The sequence below is a fragment of the Streptomyces sp. NBC_00154 genome, assembly GCF_026342835.1.
In the GTDB taxonomy this organism is placed as follows: Bacteria; Actinomycetota; Actinomycetes; order Streptomycetales; family Streptomycetaceae; genus Streptomyces.
On sequence record NZ_JAPEMI010000001.1, the window covers coordinates 6,689,271 to 6,703,977 of the forward strand.

10 protein-coding genes are annotated in these 14,707 nt (G+C 70.3%); 4 read left to right on the forward strand and 6 right to left on the reverse strand.

The window, feature by feature from the left end:
- Positions 1 to 143: 143 nt before the first annotated feature.
- Genes OHA03_RS29945 through OHA03_RS29955 form a run of 3 tightly spaced genes read left to right on the forward strand, consistent with a single transcriptional unit; the run spans position 144 to position 4,335 of the window.
- Positions 144 to 1,406, forward strand: a complete 1,263-nt coding sequence (locus OHA03_RS29945; protein ID WP_267006846.1) for a glycosyltransferase — start codon at positions 144 to 146, stop codon at positions 1,404 to 1,406.
- Positions 1,403 to 3,094 carry a lipopolysaccharide biosynthesis protein gene (locus OHA03_RS29950; protein WP_267006847.1) on the forward strand — a complete coding sequence of 564 codons (1,692 nt, stop codon included), beginning with the start codon at positions 1,403 to 1,405 and terminating at the stop codon, positions 3,092 to 3,094. The genes OHA03_RS29945 and OHA03_RS29950 overlap by 4 nt, the downstream gene beginning before the upstream one ends.
- A complete protein-coding gene (locus OHA03_RS29955; RefSeq protein ID WP_267006848.1) occupies positions 3,091 to 4,335 on the forward strand; it encodes a hypothetical protein in 1,245 nt (414 codons plus the stop codon). The genes OHA03_RS29950 and OHA03_RS29955 overlap by 4 nt, the downstream gene beginning before the upstream one ends.
- On the opposite strand, the gene OHA03_RS29960 is transcribed toward OHA03_RS29955, so the two are convergent.
- On the reverse strand, positions 4,304 to 5,734 hold the full coding sequence (locus OHA03_RS29960) for a hypothetical protein (RefSeq protein WP_267008207.1): 1,431 nt from the start codon (positions 5,732 to 5,734) through the stop codon (positions 4,304 to 4,306). The genes OHA03_RS29955 and OHA03_RS29960 overlap by 32 nt on opposite strands.
- Before the next feature lie 190 nt (positions 5,735 to 5,924).
- Between OHA03_RS29960 and OHA03_RS29965 the strand changes: the two genes are divergently transcribed.
- Positions 5,925 to 7,091: a glycosyltransferase gene (locus OHA03_RS29965; protein ID WP_267006849.1), complete on the forward strand. Its 1,167-nt coding sequence runs from the start codon at positions 5,925 to 5,927 to the stop codon at positions 7,089 to 7,091.
- 21 nt (positions 7,092 to 7,112) lie between these two features.
- On the opposite strand, the gene OHA03_RS29970 is transcribed toward OHA03_RS29965, so the two are convergent.
- Genes OHA03_RS29970 through gmd form a run of 5 tightly spaced genes read right to left on the reverse strand, consistent with a single transcriptional unit; the run spans position 7,113 to position 14,683 of the window.
- Entirely contained in the window at positions 7,113 to 7,940 is an 828-nt protein-coding gene (locus tag OHA03_RS29970) for a glycosyltransferase family 2 protein (RefSeq protein ID WP_267006850.1), read from the reverse strand.
- Entirely contained in the window at positions 7,937 to 8,635 is a 699-nt protein-coding gene (locus tag OHA03_RS29975) for a hypothetical protein (RefSeq protein WP_267006851.1), read from the reverse strand. Before OHA03_RS29975 ends, OHA03_RS29970 begins: the two co-directional genes overlap by 4 nt.
- Positions 8,632 to 10,884 carry a LamG domain-containing protein gene (locus OHA03_RS29980; protein WP_267006852.1) on the reverse strand — a complete coding sequence of 751 codons (2,253 nt, stop codon included), beginning with the start codon at positions 10,882 to 10,884 and terminating at the stop codon, positions 8,632 to 8,634. The genes OHA03_RS29975 and OHA03_RS29980 overlap by 4 nt, the downstream gene beginning before the upstream one ends.
- Positions 10,884 to 13,673: a DNRLRE domain-containing protein gene (locus tag OHA03_RS29985; protein WP_267006853.1), complete on the reverse strand. Its 2,790-nt coding sequence runs from the start codon at positions 13,671 to 13,673 to the stop codon at positions 10,884 to 10,886. The genes OHA03_RS29980 and OHA03_RS29985 overlap by 1 nt, the downstream gene beginning before the upstream one ends.
- Positions 13,670 to 14,683, reverse strand: a complete 1,014-nt coding sequence (gene gmd, locus OHA03_RS29990) for a GDP-mannose 4,6-dehydratase (protein ID WP_267006854.1) — start codon at positions 14,681 to 14,683, stop codon at positions 13,670 to 13,672. The genes OHA03_RS29985 and gmd overlap by 4 nt, the downstream gene beginning before the upstream one ends.
- Positions 14,684 to 14,707: the final 24 nt, after the last annotated feature.

Below are 14,707 nucleotides of genomic sequence, written 5' to 3' on the forward strand. Positions count from 1 at the left end.
CCTGCGGGATATCGGTATCGGTGTTGATGGTGCAATGACCTTACTGTGAAGACCACTTGCGCATCACGTGAACGGATAAGCTCACTTTTGGGGTTGTTCCCTGGAGGGAACAGAGGCTGTACCGGGGGGAAGGCGATCGTCCGATGTCCGATGCTGATCATCACAAGCCGTTCGAGGGTCGCAGGCTCCTCGTGGTCTCGACCAACTACGCGCCGGAACTGACCGGAATCGGTCCCTACGCTGCCCAGCTCGCCGAGCACTGGGCCGCGTCCGGGGCCGAGACCCATGTGCTGACCGGCATGCCGCACTACCCCTCCTGGCGCACGGAGGCCGACTACCGGGGCGTGTGGCGGACCGTGGAGAGCCGCGCGGGTGTCGCCGTCCATCGGCGAAGGCACTATGTGCCGCCCCGTCAGACCGCCCTGCGCAGAGGAGCCTTCGAAGCGACAGTCCTCGCCCACGGCCTGCTGGCACCACCGGGGTCACGGCCCGACGTGGTGATCTCGCAGATGCCGAGCCTTGCCGGCGGTGTCATCGGCGCCCGGCTGGCCCGCCGCCACCGGGTCCCCTACATACCTGTCGTGCAGGACCTGATGGGCGCCGCCGCCGCGCAGAGCGGCATCCGCGGCGGGGACCGGGCAGCGGCCGTCGCCGCCAGGGCCGAACGGTACGCGCTCCGTGCCGCCGCCCTCGTCGGCGTCATTCACGAGAGCTTCGTCCCCCGCGTAACCGCCTACGGGGTGGACCCGTCCCGTATCCGGCTCGTCCCCAACTGGACCCATGTGCACAGCCCTTCGGCCGATCGGGCCGCCACCCGCGCCCGGCTCGGCTGGCGCGAGGGGACACCGATCGTGCTGCACTCGGGGAACATGGGCCTCAAACAGGGCCTGGAAGTCCTCGTGGACGCGGCCAGGCTGGCCCCGGAGGTACGCATCGTCCTGATGGGCGACGGCAACCAGCGCGAGGTGCTGCGCACGCGCGCAGCGGGCCTGCCCAATCTCGACTTCCTGCCGCCCGCCGGTGCGGACGAGTTCACCGACGTGCTCGCCGCCGCGGACGTGCTCGCCGTGACGCAGCGCGCGTCCGTGCTCGACATGAGCGTCCCGTCCAAACTCACCTCGTACTTCGTCTCCGGCCGACCCGTCGTCGCCTCGGTGGCCGACGAGGGAGGCACCGCCCAGGAGGTGCGCCGCTCCGGCGCCGGGGTCCTCGTCGCACCCGAGGACCCCGGCGCGCTGCTGGCAGCCGTAAGGAAGCTTGTCGACGGGCCGGCCGAGGCGGACACGCTCGGCGCCCGTGGACCGGAGTACGTCGCACGTCACCTCAGCCGCGAAGCGGGCCTCGCCCGGTTCGACGCCCTGCTCACCGAGGTCCTCGCGGACGCGCAAGGGAGACCACACCGATGACACATCCGATCCGCGCCCTGGAGGACCAGGACGAACCCGCGCTGCTGCGCGACCAGTTCAGACAGCTCCTGCGCTACCGGGCGCTCCTCGCCTCCGGCGTGGTCGTCGGGTTGCTCGGCGGCGGCTGGCTCGCGCTCAGCGGCGAGGCGAGCTACACGGCCACCGGCGAGGTGTTCGTACGCTCCGCCACCTCGGACCCCTTCGCCACCGGCGCCTCCGCCGACAAGGGCATCAACATCGGCTCCGAACGGCAGACCGCCGTCAGCGACGCGGTCGGCACCATCGCCGCCCGCTCCCTGGCGGAACGCGACGACCGGGTGGAGGTCGGGAAGCTGCTCTCCGGACTCCAGGTCACCAACCCGCCGAACACCCTCGTCCTGCGCTTCTCCTACACCGGCCGCACCCCCGCGCTGGCCAAACGGCGGGCCGAGGCGCTCGCCGATGCCTACCTGCAGATTCGCAGGGAGCGAACCGAGAACAGCATCGACAACATGGTCGCCGGCTACCGCGCCCAGCTGAAGCCGCTCACCGAGCAGCGCGACAAGCTGGCCGAATCGGCCGGCGCCAGCGGTGACGACGTGACCAGCGCCCGGGCCAACCTGGTCGTCGCGATCTCCGAACTGAGCCGGAAAATATCGGAGTTGCGTGCGCTCGACACCACGCCCGGCTACCTCAACAAGAAGCCCGTCGCGCCGGAGAAGCCCACCGGGGCGGGACTGCCCCTGCTGCTCGGGCTCGGCGGCGTCGTCGGACTCGCGCTCGGTCTGCTGCTGTCCTGGGTGCGTCTCGTCTTCGACCCGGCCGTCCGCTCCACCCGCGAACTGGTCCGCTCGCTCGGCGCCCCGCTGCTGGGCACCCTCCCCAGGGAGCGCGGCTCCGCCGGCACGCTGCTCGCCATCGGCCGCAGCGGCAGCCGACTGGCCGAGGAGTACCGGGCGGTGGCGTTCCGGCTCGCCTACGACCCGTCGTTCGAGCAGCGCCGCCGGCTCCTGGTCACCGCCCCGCGCGGCGACAACTCCGCGGCTGCCGCCGCGGCGGTCAACCTGGCAGCCGCCTTCGCCGAGATGGGCCGCGACGTGCTCCTCGTCGAGGCCGATCTGCGCACCCCGGCACTGGCCCGCGACCTCGGCTCGGCCGTACAGGGCCGGCCCCGGTGGGCCGCCGAGGGCGACGACCGCACCTGGCCGTCGGACAGCCGCACCAATGTGGATGTGCCCGGCTCCGGCGCCTTCACCCTGATCGCGGGCCGCCGTGTCGACAATGTGCCGCGCGCCCTGACCTCGGCGCCCGTCAGCCGCATCGTCGCCGAGGCCGACCGCCCCGGCGCCGTGGTCATCGTGCTGGCCCCGCCCGTGCTGTCGTACGCCGACGCCGTCGCACTGATCGACCGGGTCGAGGGCGTCGTCGTGGTCTGCGATCCGCGCGAGGTGCACCGCAGCGACCTGGAGCGGATCCGCGAGATCATCGGCGCGGCCGGAGGCTCCGTCCTCGGCACCCTGCTCCACCCGGGCCAGGGCCGCATCGAGCGCAGATCCCGCAAGAAGTCCAGCAGGCGCCGCAACGGCGGGGGGCGACAGGGCACCGACGGCCAGGACGGCCGGGGCGGACCCGACGGTACGGAACACACCGGCGACCCCACCGAAACGCTGGGCCTGCGCACCTTCGACACCCCCGCAGCCCGCAGGTGAGAGCACGCACCGCGATCGTCAGCTCCGTCGCCGACCAGGGGGTGGCGGCACTCACCAACATCCTGGTGCTGGTGGCGGCCGCCCGGCTCTCCACCGTCGACGGGTTCGCCCGCTTCTCGTCGGTCTACCTCGTCTTCACGGTGCTGCTGGGTATCTCCGGTGCCTACACCGGGCAGCCACTCGTGCTACGGCGCGGCCGCAGCGACGACGTGCGCGGCGCCTGCCGGTCGGCGGTCGTCTTCACTCTGCTCGTCGCGGCGGCGCTCGGCGCCCTGCTCGCCGCGGGCTGTCTGTTCGTGCCCGGGGACACGGCGCGCGCCCTGCTGATGCTGGGGCTCGTCCTGCCCGTCGTCCTCGGGCAGGACGCCATGCGCTATGCCTTCTCCACGCTCCAACTGCCGCACCTTGCGCTGGCCGCCGACGTACTGCGGCTGGTCTGTGTCCTGGGCGCCCTGGCTGTCCAGCCGCACGGCGCCCCGGCCGCGCGGCTCGTCGCAGTCTGGGGGCTGTCGGCCCTGCCGGCGCTGCTGCTGTCCGCCGCCCTGCTGCACCGCGAGGTGGCCGGCACGCCACTGCGGCTGTCGGTCCTGCTGAAGCGAGGACACCTCGGGCAGCGGTTCGTCGTGGAGTTCGGTGTGGGGAACGCGACCAGCCAGCTCTCCGTCCTCGGACTCGGCGTGTTCGGCAACCCTCTGGTGGTGGGGGCGCTGCGCGGTGCGACCACGCTCTTCGGGCCGCTCAACGTGCTGTTCACCTCCGCCACCAGCTTCGGCCCGCCACTGCTCGGACGGCTCGGCTCCGAGCGGCGGCGGGTACGCGCCACCGCGGGCCTGGCCGCGGTCCTTGCGGCGACCGCCGCCGCCTGGGCGACCGCGCTCGCCCTGCTGCCCGACGGGGTGGGCCGTCATCTGCTCGGCGACACCTGGCCCACGGCGTCGGCCCTGCTGCCGGCGACCGGCAGCCAGTACACGGCGATGGCGGTCGGCACCTGCGGGCTGCTGGCGCTCCGGATGCTCGACCCGCGCACCACCCTCTCCATCCAGGTGGTGTTCTCGCTTGCCGCCGTCGCCTTCCTGGCGGGCGGTTATGTACTCGGCGGCGTGCCCGGCGCGGCCTGGGGGCTGTGCCTGGGCTCCGTCTGCAAGGCCGTCGCGACCTGGATCAGGGTGGCCCGGCTGCGCCGCCGCACGGCACCGGAGCAGGCGCCGGTCAGCGTGTCCGTGGTCCGCTCCGGCCCCTGAAGCTCGTGACGAGCAGCAGGCAGAGTACCCCGATGGCCAGCTTCCCGACGGACTGCAGCAGCGGTCCGCGCAGCAGGATGAAGGTGTACCCGGCGATCAGCGGCGCCGCGATTGCCAGGACGCTGCCGGGCCCCGAGCCCTCCCGGGAGACCGCGCGCGCGTAACGGCGGTCGGTGCGCGCGGCGGCGTACCCGATCAGTGCGAGACCCCCGACCATTCCCGCGGCGCCGAAGTCGACCCACAACTCGGTCCACATCGGCGCCGAGAGGTTGGTCATGTTCATCCCCATCCACTGGCCGACCCGGACCCCGGTGTCCTCCGGCTTGCCGCTCCACACCGCCCGCGGTACGAAGAACAGTGCGGAGCCCGCCAATTGGCGTCCGTATGTGTGGCCGCGGGTGTCGACCCAGGAGATGGTGTTCGCGAACATCACCGTCTGGTCGTAGTCCTTCGTCGCCAGCGGTTCGAAGACCGACGACGACTGCACCGGCCGGTACCCGGCGTCGTCGTACCGGAAGCGGTCCGCGTACGGGAACAGCACCAGCGCCCCCACCACCCCCATCGCGAGCACCGACCGGTACATCGCGGCGCTGCTCGGGAACGCGGTGAAAAGAAGCGAGACCAGCACCGTCAGGAACCAGTAACGGGCGTTGGAGATGGGGTTGTTGACGATGATGTTGAGGATCGCGAGCGCGATCCAGACCAGAACCGTCGAGGGGGAGCGACGGGCCTGCCGGGAAGTCACCAGACGGCGGGTGTAGAACAGCAGCGCCAGCAGCGCAGGTACCGTTCCGAACCCCTTGAGGAACGCCGAACCCACATTGGACTGGGACGTCGCCACCGAACTGACCGCGACCGAGGCGCTGATCTCCTGGCGGCTGGTGAAGAAGATGGCGGGCCCGCCGAGCTTCAGGACGTAATAACCGCTCGCCGCGAACGCGAGCAGCACCAGCAGCCGTAGCCTGATCCGGTTCGCAGTGGCCGGGCCCCCGCCGCTGCGCGCTGCCGTACGACGGCGCAGCGGCCGCCGGGACGCGAGCAGCGCTCCGAGGTCGAAGGCCGCGCAGCCCACCAGGATCAGCGAGATCGCCGTCACCAGGTCGGACCGGGGCCCCACCATGGGTGTCGGCGTCTGCCCGATGACCGCCTGGGCGAACGGAGCCACCCCCATGGCGATGTACACGAACATCCAGAAGACGCCCTGCAGGAGCCGGCGCCCGGTGGACAGGATCATCGTGGCCAGCCGCGCCCCCGCGTAGCAGGTCAGCACGAGCTGCAGCCAGTACGCGTTGTCGCGGACGCCGGTGCCCGGCTGGGCGGCGATCACCGCGGGCAGGAAGCAGACCAGGCCGAGGATGAGGGGCACGGCCAGCGCCCGGGAGAGCATCGCCCAGGACATCGGCCTCGCCGGCGGCTGGACCTGCTCGGCCCGGCCGCCCCGCCGTACGGGTACGGGCGGCGCCGTCTCGTGCACGGACGTCATACGCCCCCCGTTCCGTGGACCGGTGAACACTCTAACGAATCAACCCACTTGGGGTAATCAGGATGACTATTCTGTGAAGACTGGACCGAGGTCGAGGGGAACCCTGGTGAAAATCCTGCACGTCGTCACACTGCATACTCCGGACCATGCGTTCGGCGGTCCGACCCGGGTGGCGCTCAACCTGTCGAAGGTCCAGCGCGCCCATGGTGACGACGCCCGGATCATGGCCCTCGGTGACGGCTTCGGCGGCGGGCTGCCGAGCGAGGTCGAAGGCGTGCCCGCCCACCTCTTCCAGGCCCGCCACCTGCTGCCGATGTTCGAGGTCAGTGGCATCACCTCGGGCGCGCTGCTGCTGGCCGCCCGGCGGATGATGCGCGGCGCGGACGTCGTCCATGTGCATCTGATGCGCGACCTGGTGACGCTGCCGGCCGCACTTCTCGCGCTGGCTCTGGGGCGCCCGCTGGTCGTCCAGACGCACGGCATGGTGGACCCGACCGAGAAGCGCGTCGCTCAGCTGACCGATCTGCTGGGGGTACGGAAGGTGCTGCGGCGCGCCGACGCGGTGCTGCATCTGACGGAAATGGAGCGCCGCGATGTGAATGCCGTAGCCGCTCCGGTGCCGCTCACCCGGACCGTACGGCTGGTCAACGGTGTGCGGCCGCAGACGTGCAAGCCCGCCCGGGACCCCGGGCGGCCGCCGACGGTGCTCTTCCTGGCCCGGATCCAGGAGCGCAAGCGCCCGGAGGACTTCGTCGCCGCGATGCCCGCGGTTCTCGCGAAGTATCCGGACGCCAGGTTCGTGCTGGCAGGACCCGACACCGGAGCGCTCCCCGGAACGCTGGAACTGGCCGCGAAACTCGGCGTGTCGGAGTCCCTCGACCATGTGGGTCCGCTCGGCCACGAAGAGGTCCTTGCCGCCGGGCGGGAAGCCGATGTGTACGTACTGCCGTCGATCGAGGAACCCCTCGGGGTCTCCGTCCTCGAAGCGATGTCGGTCGGCACCCCCGTGGTCATCACCCGCACCTGCGGACTGGCCCCCGATGTCGCGGAGGCCGCCGCGGGCCGGGTGATCGACAGCCGGGTCGGCGAGGACGAGGGCAATGCCCAGAAGGTCGCGCAGGCGATCCTCGAACTCCTGGAACCGGAGGCCAACGCCGAAGCGGGACAGGCTGCGTGGCAGCTGGTCAATGAGCACTTCACCATCGAGGCCGTGACGCAGACGCTCCGGCGGACCTACGAGGACGTGGTCCGCCGGAAGGCCGCAGCCCGCTGACACGGGGGCAGCGCGGGCAGGTCACCCCACCTTGCCCTCACGGGACTTGAGCGCGATCTGCCACCGGTAGAAGCTCATCGCCAGCGCGAAGTCGAGGCCCGCCCGGCCGTCGAGGAATCCCCGTCGGTAGACGTACATGTACGCGAAGGACACCAGAGGCTTGAACGGTGCCTTGTGGAACAGCTGCCCCTGGCGTGACTTCACCTTCCTGACCTGCTCCTTGACGTCCGGATGGTGCTCCAGCCACGCCTCCCAGTCCGAGTAGCGGTTGTGCCGCTCGAACCACGCCGTGACCGGGTCGAGGTCCTGGTGCTCGATCGGATTGCGGAGCGTGCCGGCCGTCGGCGCGACCGGCTGGTAGTGCCCCTCGACCTCGCCGATGCCGGGCGCCGCGAGATCCCCGACCTCCGGATAGTGGCACCGGGTCCGGTCGGTCAGCGACCGCTTGCGGATGGTGTAACCGTGGCGCAGCCGTCGGCCCGAGAACCAGTAGCCCAGCGGTATGTCGTACGCCGCAGGCTTCGGCGCACCCGGATCGGCGAAGATCTGGCGCAGCTCGGCCAGCAGACCGGGACTGAGCCGCTCGTCACCGTCGAGCAGCAGGATCCAGTCCAGGTCCGTGCGGACGTTCTCCAGGCACCACTGCTTCTTCCTCGGGTGGCCGCCGTCCCAGGTGTACGTCACCACCTCGGCGCCGCAACTCTCGGCGATCTTCGCCGTGTCGTCCGTGCTGTGCGAGTCGACGACGACGACCGCCTCGAAGTGCCCCAGGACCGATTTCACCGCCTCGGCGATGTTCAGGCCCTCGTTCTTCGTGGGGATCGCCACGGCTATCGGCAGCTTGCTCATCCCTTGTCTCCTTCGGGCAGCCAGGCGTAGCAGCCTGTGGAGGTGAAGGCACGGGCCGTCTCGGCGACGGTGATCCCCACCCGCTTCCCGGTGCCGGAGGTGCCCGACGCCAGGTTCTTGCCGCCCGCCCCGGTGACCTGCCAGGTGCAGCTCTTGGTGGGGGTGACGGCGTAGTAGCGGCCCGGCCGGATCTGCGAGCTCTTGTACGTGCCGTCGGCGTAGCCCAGAGCGGCCCGCTGCACCAGGTCCTTGTGCTCGGTGCAGAGGTGGGCGACGGCGGGCTTCGCACCGGCTACCTCGCCGGTGACGATTGCCGCGACAGCGGTGTCCTTGTCGACCTTGACCAGGTACGACAGCTTGTCGCAGGTCTCCTGGCCGGTCTGGAGGACGGCTGCCGGGTCCATGCCCTTCGGCACCCGGTCCACCAGGTACTGCTTCTGCTTCTTGGTGAAGGAGCCGGTGGCCGGGGTGAGTTGGTTGGTGGGCAGTTTCGGTGGTTCGCTCGTCTTCTTCGCCGAAGGACCGGCGGACGCGGTGGCGTCGGGCCCGGCCGCCGGCCCCGCGACGCGGGACTCGGCGGCCGACGGCTTCGCGCCACCCGCATCACTGTGGTCCTTGTCGGAGGACGAGCCGCAGGCGGCCAGCGCCGCCGTCAGTACGACGACGGCGGCGCCGGCCAGGAACGGATACCTCATCCACCGTTCCTCAGGGCGTAGTGGGCACTGATCGTGGAGCTGCTGAGCGCTGTCGGGTAGACGGCGGTCTCGTCGATCTGCCCGGCGAAGAAGTCGCTCGTCGGACGGTTCGGCCAGCTCGCCAGGTTGTCCCCGCCGACCCGCCAGTACCCGTTGTAGCTCTCGTTGCCGGTGTACAGGAAGTTGGACGCGCGCAGCTGCCCGTCCACGTACAGGGCCATGCCGCTGCTGCCCTGCGTGGCGACGACATGGTGCCAGGCGCCGTCGTTGTAGGCCCCGGTGGTGGCGATGGTCCGGGTACCGCCGCTGTAGACCCCGAAGACCAGCCGCCCGTCATTGCGCATGTACACATGCTTGTCGTACTGGTTGCTGTTCTGCATGGTCAGATTGCCGAAGCCGATGATCTTCCCTCCCCTGGTGGTCGTCGTCTTGATCCAGGTCTCCACCGAGAACTTGGTGGGCTGCGCGTGCCGCTCGTTGCTGTACGCGTACTGGTTGGTGCCGTTGAAGCCGATCGCGGTCGACGCTCCTGCGACCGCGGCCGGGGTCTGCCGGTAGGCCGGGCTGTTGCGCAGGAATCCGTTGTCCAGGCCGGCCCCGGAGTCGGCGGCGAACGTCGACGTCCCCTCGTCGTAGCGCCAGTACAGCGACGCACCGTCGGCGATCACCCTGGCCGGGTACGCCTCCGCCGCGGAGGCCACGGTGGCGGTCTGTGCCGGGGACTTGGCGCTGGTGTTGGTGCCGTCGCTCGCACTGATCCGGTACGTGTGCGTCTCGCCCGGAGCGACAGCGGTGTCGGTCCACCTCAGCTGCGGCCGGTCCCAGAACAGCGAGGACCCCGTCGTGGTGTAAACGGGAGTGGCGGCACCGTCCTTGTAGATCCGGTACGTGAGTTCCCCGTCGTCGGTGTCGAAGCTGGTCTGCCAGTTCACCTCGACCTTGCCCGCGGCGACCGTGGACACGCTGACGTTGGGCACCCACGGGGCCCCGGTGTCCGGGCCGTCGGCGAACCGGGTCAGGCTCTGCTGGGCTGAGCCGTTGACGGTGGTGAACTCGCCGCCGACCCAGAGGTAGTGATGTCCGCCCTGATCGGTCTGGGCCATCACCCGCGGTCCGACCGGCTCCCCGATGCCGTCGTTCGTGTCCGGGAACCACGGCAGCAGCTTGGGGTCGTTCACGGACTGGGCGAGGAGATGCTTGCGCGGCTGGTCGGGGAACTCGCCCATGCTGGAGCAGTCATGGGCGTGGCTGCCGCTGTACAGGACCCCGTCATGGACCAGGACGGCCTGGGTGGCGCCGAGGCAGGTGTCCCGCCACCGCTGTTCGAAGTCGCTGAGGTTCAGCGCGATCCGCCCGTCGAAGACACCGCCTCCGGTGCCTTCGTTGGCGGTGTAGAAGCCGGTGGCGTCCGTGGTCAGGTCCTGCACCGTGGAGGTGTTGGGGATGAACCCCGGGTAGCTCTTTGCGAGCGCGCCCGTGGCGGCGTCCACGACGGCGAGGGCGTGCGAGGTGGTGCCGTTGACGGTGAAGAAGTCACCGCCGATCAGCACATGCTGACCGTCCGGTGTCACCTGTACGGCCCGGCCGACCTCGTCCGTGTTGGCCGTCCACGGCTTCAGATCGGCGCCGGTGGTGACCGCGGCGAACTTGTTGCGGGTTTCCCCGGCCACCGTGTTGAAGTCACCGCCCAGATAGACGGTGTCGTCGGTGACGGACAGCGCCCGCACCGTCGCGGAGACGGACACCTTGAAGTCCTGGCGCGGGGTGCAGGTCGCGGTGTCGATCGCGGCGATATTGCTCACGCCGACCCCGTTCACCGCACCGAACTGCCCGCCCGCGTACAGCGTCTTGTTGTCGGGGGAGAGGGCGAGAGCCCGTACGGTCGCTGTTCCGGAGGAGAGGGTGAACGACAGGCTGCAGCCGGTCGGTGCACCGGTCGCCGCATCGAACGCGGCGAAGTTCACCGCGGGCTGTTCGGAGGTGCCTGCCGCCGCGTCCGGCGGACGGACGGTGGAGAAGGTGCCGCCGGCGTAGACGACTCCGCCCGTCGCCGCCATCGACCAGACGATGCCGTTCGTCTGCCAGGTGGAGAGGTCGTCCGCGGTGAGAGAGACCGGCGGCGTGAGAGACGCCGCCGGGGAGGCACCGGCCGCGGTCGCGGCCAGGGCTCCGGTGAGCAGGCAGAGCGCGGCGGCCGCGGCACGCACCCGGCCTCGTCCCACGGGTCTGCGCCCCGTACTTCCGTTCATCATTCAGCTCCGTAGGTGAGAACGAGCTGCGGCCGGTAGGCCGCGGTTGATACCTCGCTCGACCAGATGCGGAGACTGTCCGTCCCGCTGCTGGTCAGGGCGAGTGAGTAGACGGAGCCGAGGGCTCCGCCCAGTGCCGACGCGTTCAGCTCCACCGAATGGTCGGTGGAGACCGAGGTCGCGCCGGTGATGGTCCCGAGCGCGGTCGAGGAGAGCGACGGCCGGGTGTTGTAGGTGACCGCCGACTCGGTCCAGGTGCCGGTGACCGGCACCACGGTGTGGCTGTCGGAGGAGCCCGCCGTCGAGTCCGACGACGTACGGAAGGTGAGCCGCGCGCTCTTGAGGACCTGTCCGGCAGGGGCCGCGGGCACGGTGAAGCGCAGATAGCTCAAGTACGCCGTGGTGCCGCGTGAGGCGAGCTGGTTGTCGTTGTAATTGGTGTTCGGCGCCACACTGTTGACGTATGCGTCGTCGTCCGGCGTCAGCGCGACCGTGGAGTCGCCGGGGCCGGGCGGGGTGTCCGCCAGATCGTGGTGCGCGGCGGCCTGTGCGGCGGTCAGCGCCGACGGGTAGATCGCGGTCTCGTCGACCTGCCCGGCGAAGTAGGTGCTGGTGGGACGGTTCGGCCAGGTGGTCGGCATGGCGTCGCCACCGACGCGCCAGAACCCGTTGTACGAGCGGTTGCCCGCGGTCGTGTTGGAGCCGACGGCCACCCCGTCCACGTACAGCCGCATGCCGGACGGTCCCTGGGTGGCGACGACATGGTGCCAGGCGTTGTCGTTGTACGAAGCCGTCGTGGTGAGGGTGGGCCGACTGCTGGTGCTGCCGACCTGGACGCCGAAGGCGAGGCGCCCGTCGTTGGTCATGTACACGAGCTTGTCGGAGATGCTGCTCGTCTGGCCCTGGGCCGTGCCGATGTTGTTGCCGTACCCGACGATTCGCCCGCCGGTGGTGGTGTTGGTCCGGAACCAGGTCTCGATGGAGTACGGCGTCGGCGAGGTGTAGTGGTGCAGCCGGTCGCTGTACACGTACTCGTCCGTGCCGTTGAGGGACAGGGCCGTCGACCCGGCCACGGCGGACGGGGTGGCGCGGTACGTCGGGGTGTTCATGTACACGCCGCCGTTGTCGCTGTCCGAGGCGTCCGCGGCGAACGACCCGCCCGCCTCGTCGTAGCGCCAGTACAGGTCGGCGCCGTCCGCGAGCACCCGCTCCCGGTACGGGCTCGCCGAGGCGACCGCGATGGCGGAGGCGGCGGTCGAGAGTGCGCTGGTGTTGGTCCCGTCGCTCGCCGTGATCCGGTACGTGTACGTCCGGCCGGCCACCACATCGGTGTCGGTGAACGTCAACTGCGGCCGGCTGAAGAACAGCGAGGACCCCTGTGTCGTGTACACGGGCACCGAACCGCCGTCGCGGTAGACCCGGTAGGTGAGCAGGCTGTCGTCCAGATCCAGAGCGGACCGCCAGCTGACCCTCACCTCACCGGCCCGCGGCGCCGACACGCTGACAGCGGGCGCGGCGGGCGCCCCCGTGTCGGGAGTGTTGGCGAACCGGGTCAGTGACTGCTGGGCGACGCCGTTGACCGTGGTGAACTCGCCGCCCACCCAGAGGAAGTCGCGGCCGTCCCGGGACGCCACGGTCAGGGCGCGCGGCCCGACCGGCTCCCCGATGCCGTCGTTGGTGTCCGGGAGCCAGCCGAGCATCGCCGGATCGTCGACGGACTGGGCGGTGAGGTGCTTGCGGACCTGGTTGGGGAAGCCGCCCATGGTGGAGCAGTCGTGGACATGGCTGCCCGCGTACAGGACGCCCTGATAGACCCGCAGCGCCTGTGTCGCCCCCTGGCAGGTGTCCCGCCAGCGCTGGTCGAACGTACCGAGCCGCATGGCGAGCCGGCCGTCGAAGGAGCCACCTCCGGTGCCCTCGCCCGCGACGTACCAGCCGTTGGAGGCGGTGTCGGTGACGATGTCCTTGATCACCGCGGTCGACGGGATGAAGTTGCCCGTGTAGGCGCGGGTCAGCGCACCCGAGGCAGCACTGGTCACGGCGAGCGCGTGCGAGTCGGTGCCTCCGACGGTGAAGAAGTCGCCGCCGATCAGGACGTTCTGCCCGTCCGGGGTGACCTTGAGCGTCCGGCCGGGTTCGTCGGCGTCCGGGTTCCACCCGGTCACCGCGCCGGTGGCGGTGACGGCGCCGAAGAAGCGCCGTGGCTGGCCGTTCACGGTCTGGAAGTCGCCGCCCGCGTAGACCGTGCCGTTTCCCGCCACGTCGAGCGCCCGCACGGTGGCCGAGAAGTTCGGCGCGAACCCCGAACGGATCGTGCAGTTCGCGGTGTTGATGGCAACCAGGCCGTTGGCAGCCGTCCCGTTGACGGCGCTGAAGTAACCGCCTGCATAGAGCGTGGACTTGTCGGGGGAGAGCGCGAACGCCCGGACGGTGGCGGTGCCGCTGCTGCGGGTGAAGGAGAGTGAACAGCCGGTGGGCGCGCCGGTTGCCGCGTTGAAGGCGGCGAAGTTGACGGCGGGCGTCGTATTGCTGCCGGCCGGGGAGCCGGCCGGCCGGACGTTGGCGAAGGTGCCGCCCGCGTAGACCACCCCGTTCGCCTCGGCGAGCGCCCAGACGATGCCATTGGTCTGATAGGTGGTGAGGGAGTCGGCGGTGAAGCCGACCGGAGGGGTCAGCGCCGCGACCGGGGTAGCGGTGACCGCCGAAGTGGTGAGCACGCCCGCGGCGAGCGCGAGAACCGTGGCGAACACACCGCTGCGGCTGTGTCCGGGACGTCCTGGCCCTCTCATCGGTCCACCCGCACGGCTGCCCCGGTGAGCTGGTCGGCGAGCTGCCGGATGTCCGCGTCGACCATGATCCTGGCCAGCTCCTGTGCCTTCACGGCAGGCTTCCAGCCGAGCAGTTCCTCGGCCTTGGTGGCGTCCCCGATCAGTGCGTCGACCTCGCTGGGGCGCTCGTACTTCGCGTCGTAACGGACATGGTCCCGCCAGTCCAGGCCCGCATGATCGAAGGCGTACTCCAGGAACTGCCGGACGCTGACCCCCTCGCCGGTGGCCACCACATAGTCGTCCGGGGAGTCGCACTGCAGCATCCGCCACATGGCGTCGACATACTCGGGAGCGTAACCCCAGTCGCGTACGGCGTCGAGATTGCCGAGGTGGAGGTGTTCCTGCAGGCCCGCCTTGATCCGGGCCACCCCGCGGGTGATCTTGCGGGTGACGAAGGTCTCGCCGCGGCGCGGGGACTCGTGGTTGAACAGGATCCCGTTGACCGCGAACATGCCGTACGCCTCACGGTAGTTGACCGTCGCCCAGTACGAGTAGACCTTGGCGACGCTGTACGGGCTGCGGGGATGGAACGGGGTCGTCTCGTTCTGCGGCGGCGGGGTGGAGCCGAACATCTCGGACGACGACGCCTGGTAGATCCGGGTGTCGATGCCGCTGGCGCGGACGGCCTCCAGCAGCCGGATGGTGCCGAGCCCGGTGATGTCACCGGTGTACAGCGGCGCGTCGAACGAGACCCGGACATGCGACTGCGCGCCCAGGTTGTAGACCTCGTCGGGCCGGATGTCGCGCAGCAGGTTCACCAGCGCCACCCCGTCGGCGAGATCGGCGTGATGCAGGACGAAGGAGCGGTTCTCCTCCTCCGGACCCTGGTAGATGTGGTCGATCCGCTCGGTGTTGAAGCTCGACGAGCGGCGTATCAGGCCATGGACCGTGTACCCCTTCTCGAGCAGCAGCTCGGACAGGTACGAACCGTCCTGTCCGGTCACGCCGGTGATGAGCGCGGTCTTCGCCACGTCTTCCCCCCTTCTGAAGTCGCC

Coding starts and splice junctions, on each gene's coding strand:
- OHA03_RS29945 (WP_267006846.1), top strand. CDS start 144: ATGTCCGATGCTGATCATCACAAGCCGTTCGAGGGTCGCAGGCTCCTC.
- OHA03_RS29960 (WP_267008207.1), bottom strand. CDS start 5,734: ATGTCCTGGGCGATGCTCTCCCGGGCGCTGGCCGTGCCCCTCATCCTC.
- OHA03_RS29985 (WP_267006853.1), bottom strand. CDS start 13,673: ATGAGAGGGCCAGGACGTCCCGGACACAGCCGCAGCGGTGTGTTCGCC.
- OHA03_RS29970 (WP_267006850.1), bottom strand. CDS start 7,940: ATGAGCAAGCTGCCGATAGCCGTGGCGATCCCCACGAAGAACGAGGGC.
- OHA03_RS29950 (WP_267006847.1), top strand. CDS start 1,403: ATGACACATCCGATCCGCGCCCTGGAGGACCAGGACGAACCCGCGCTG.
- OHA03_RS29975 (WP_267006851.1), bottom strand. CDS start 8,635: ATGAGGTATCCGTTCCTGGCCGGCGCCGCCGTCGTCGTACTGACGGCG.
- OHA03_RS29980 (WP_267006852.1), bottom strand. CDS start 10,884: ATGAACGGAAGTACGGGGCGCAGACCCGTGGGACGAGGCCGGGTGCGT.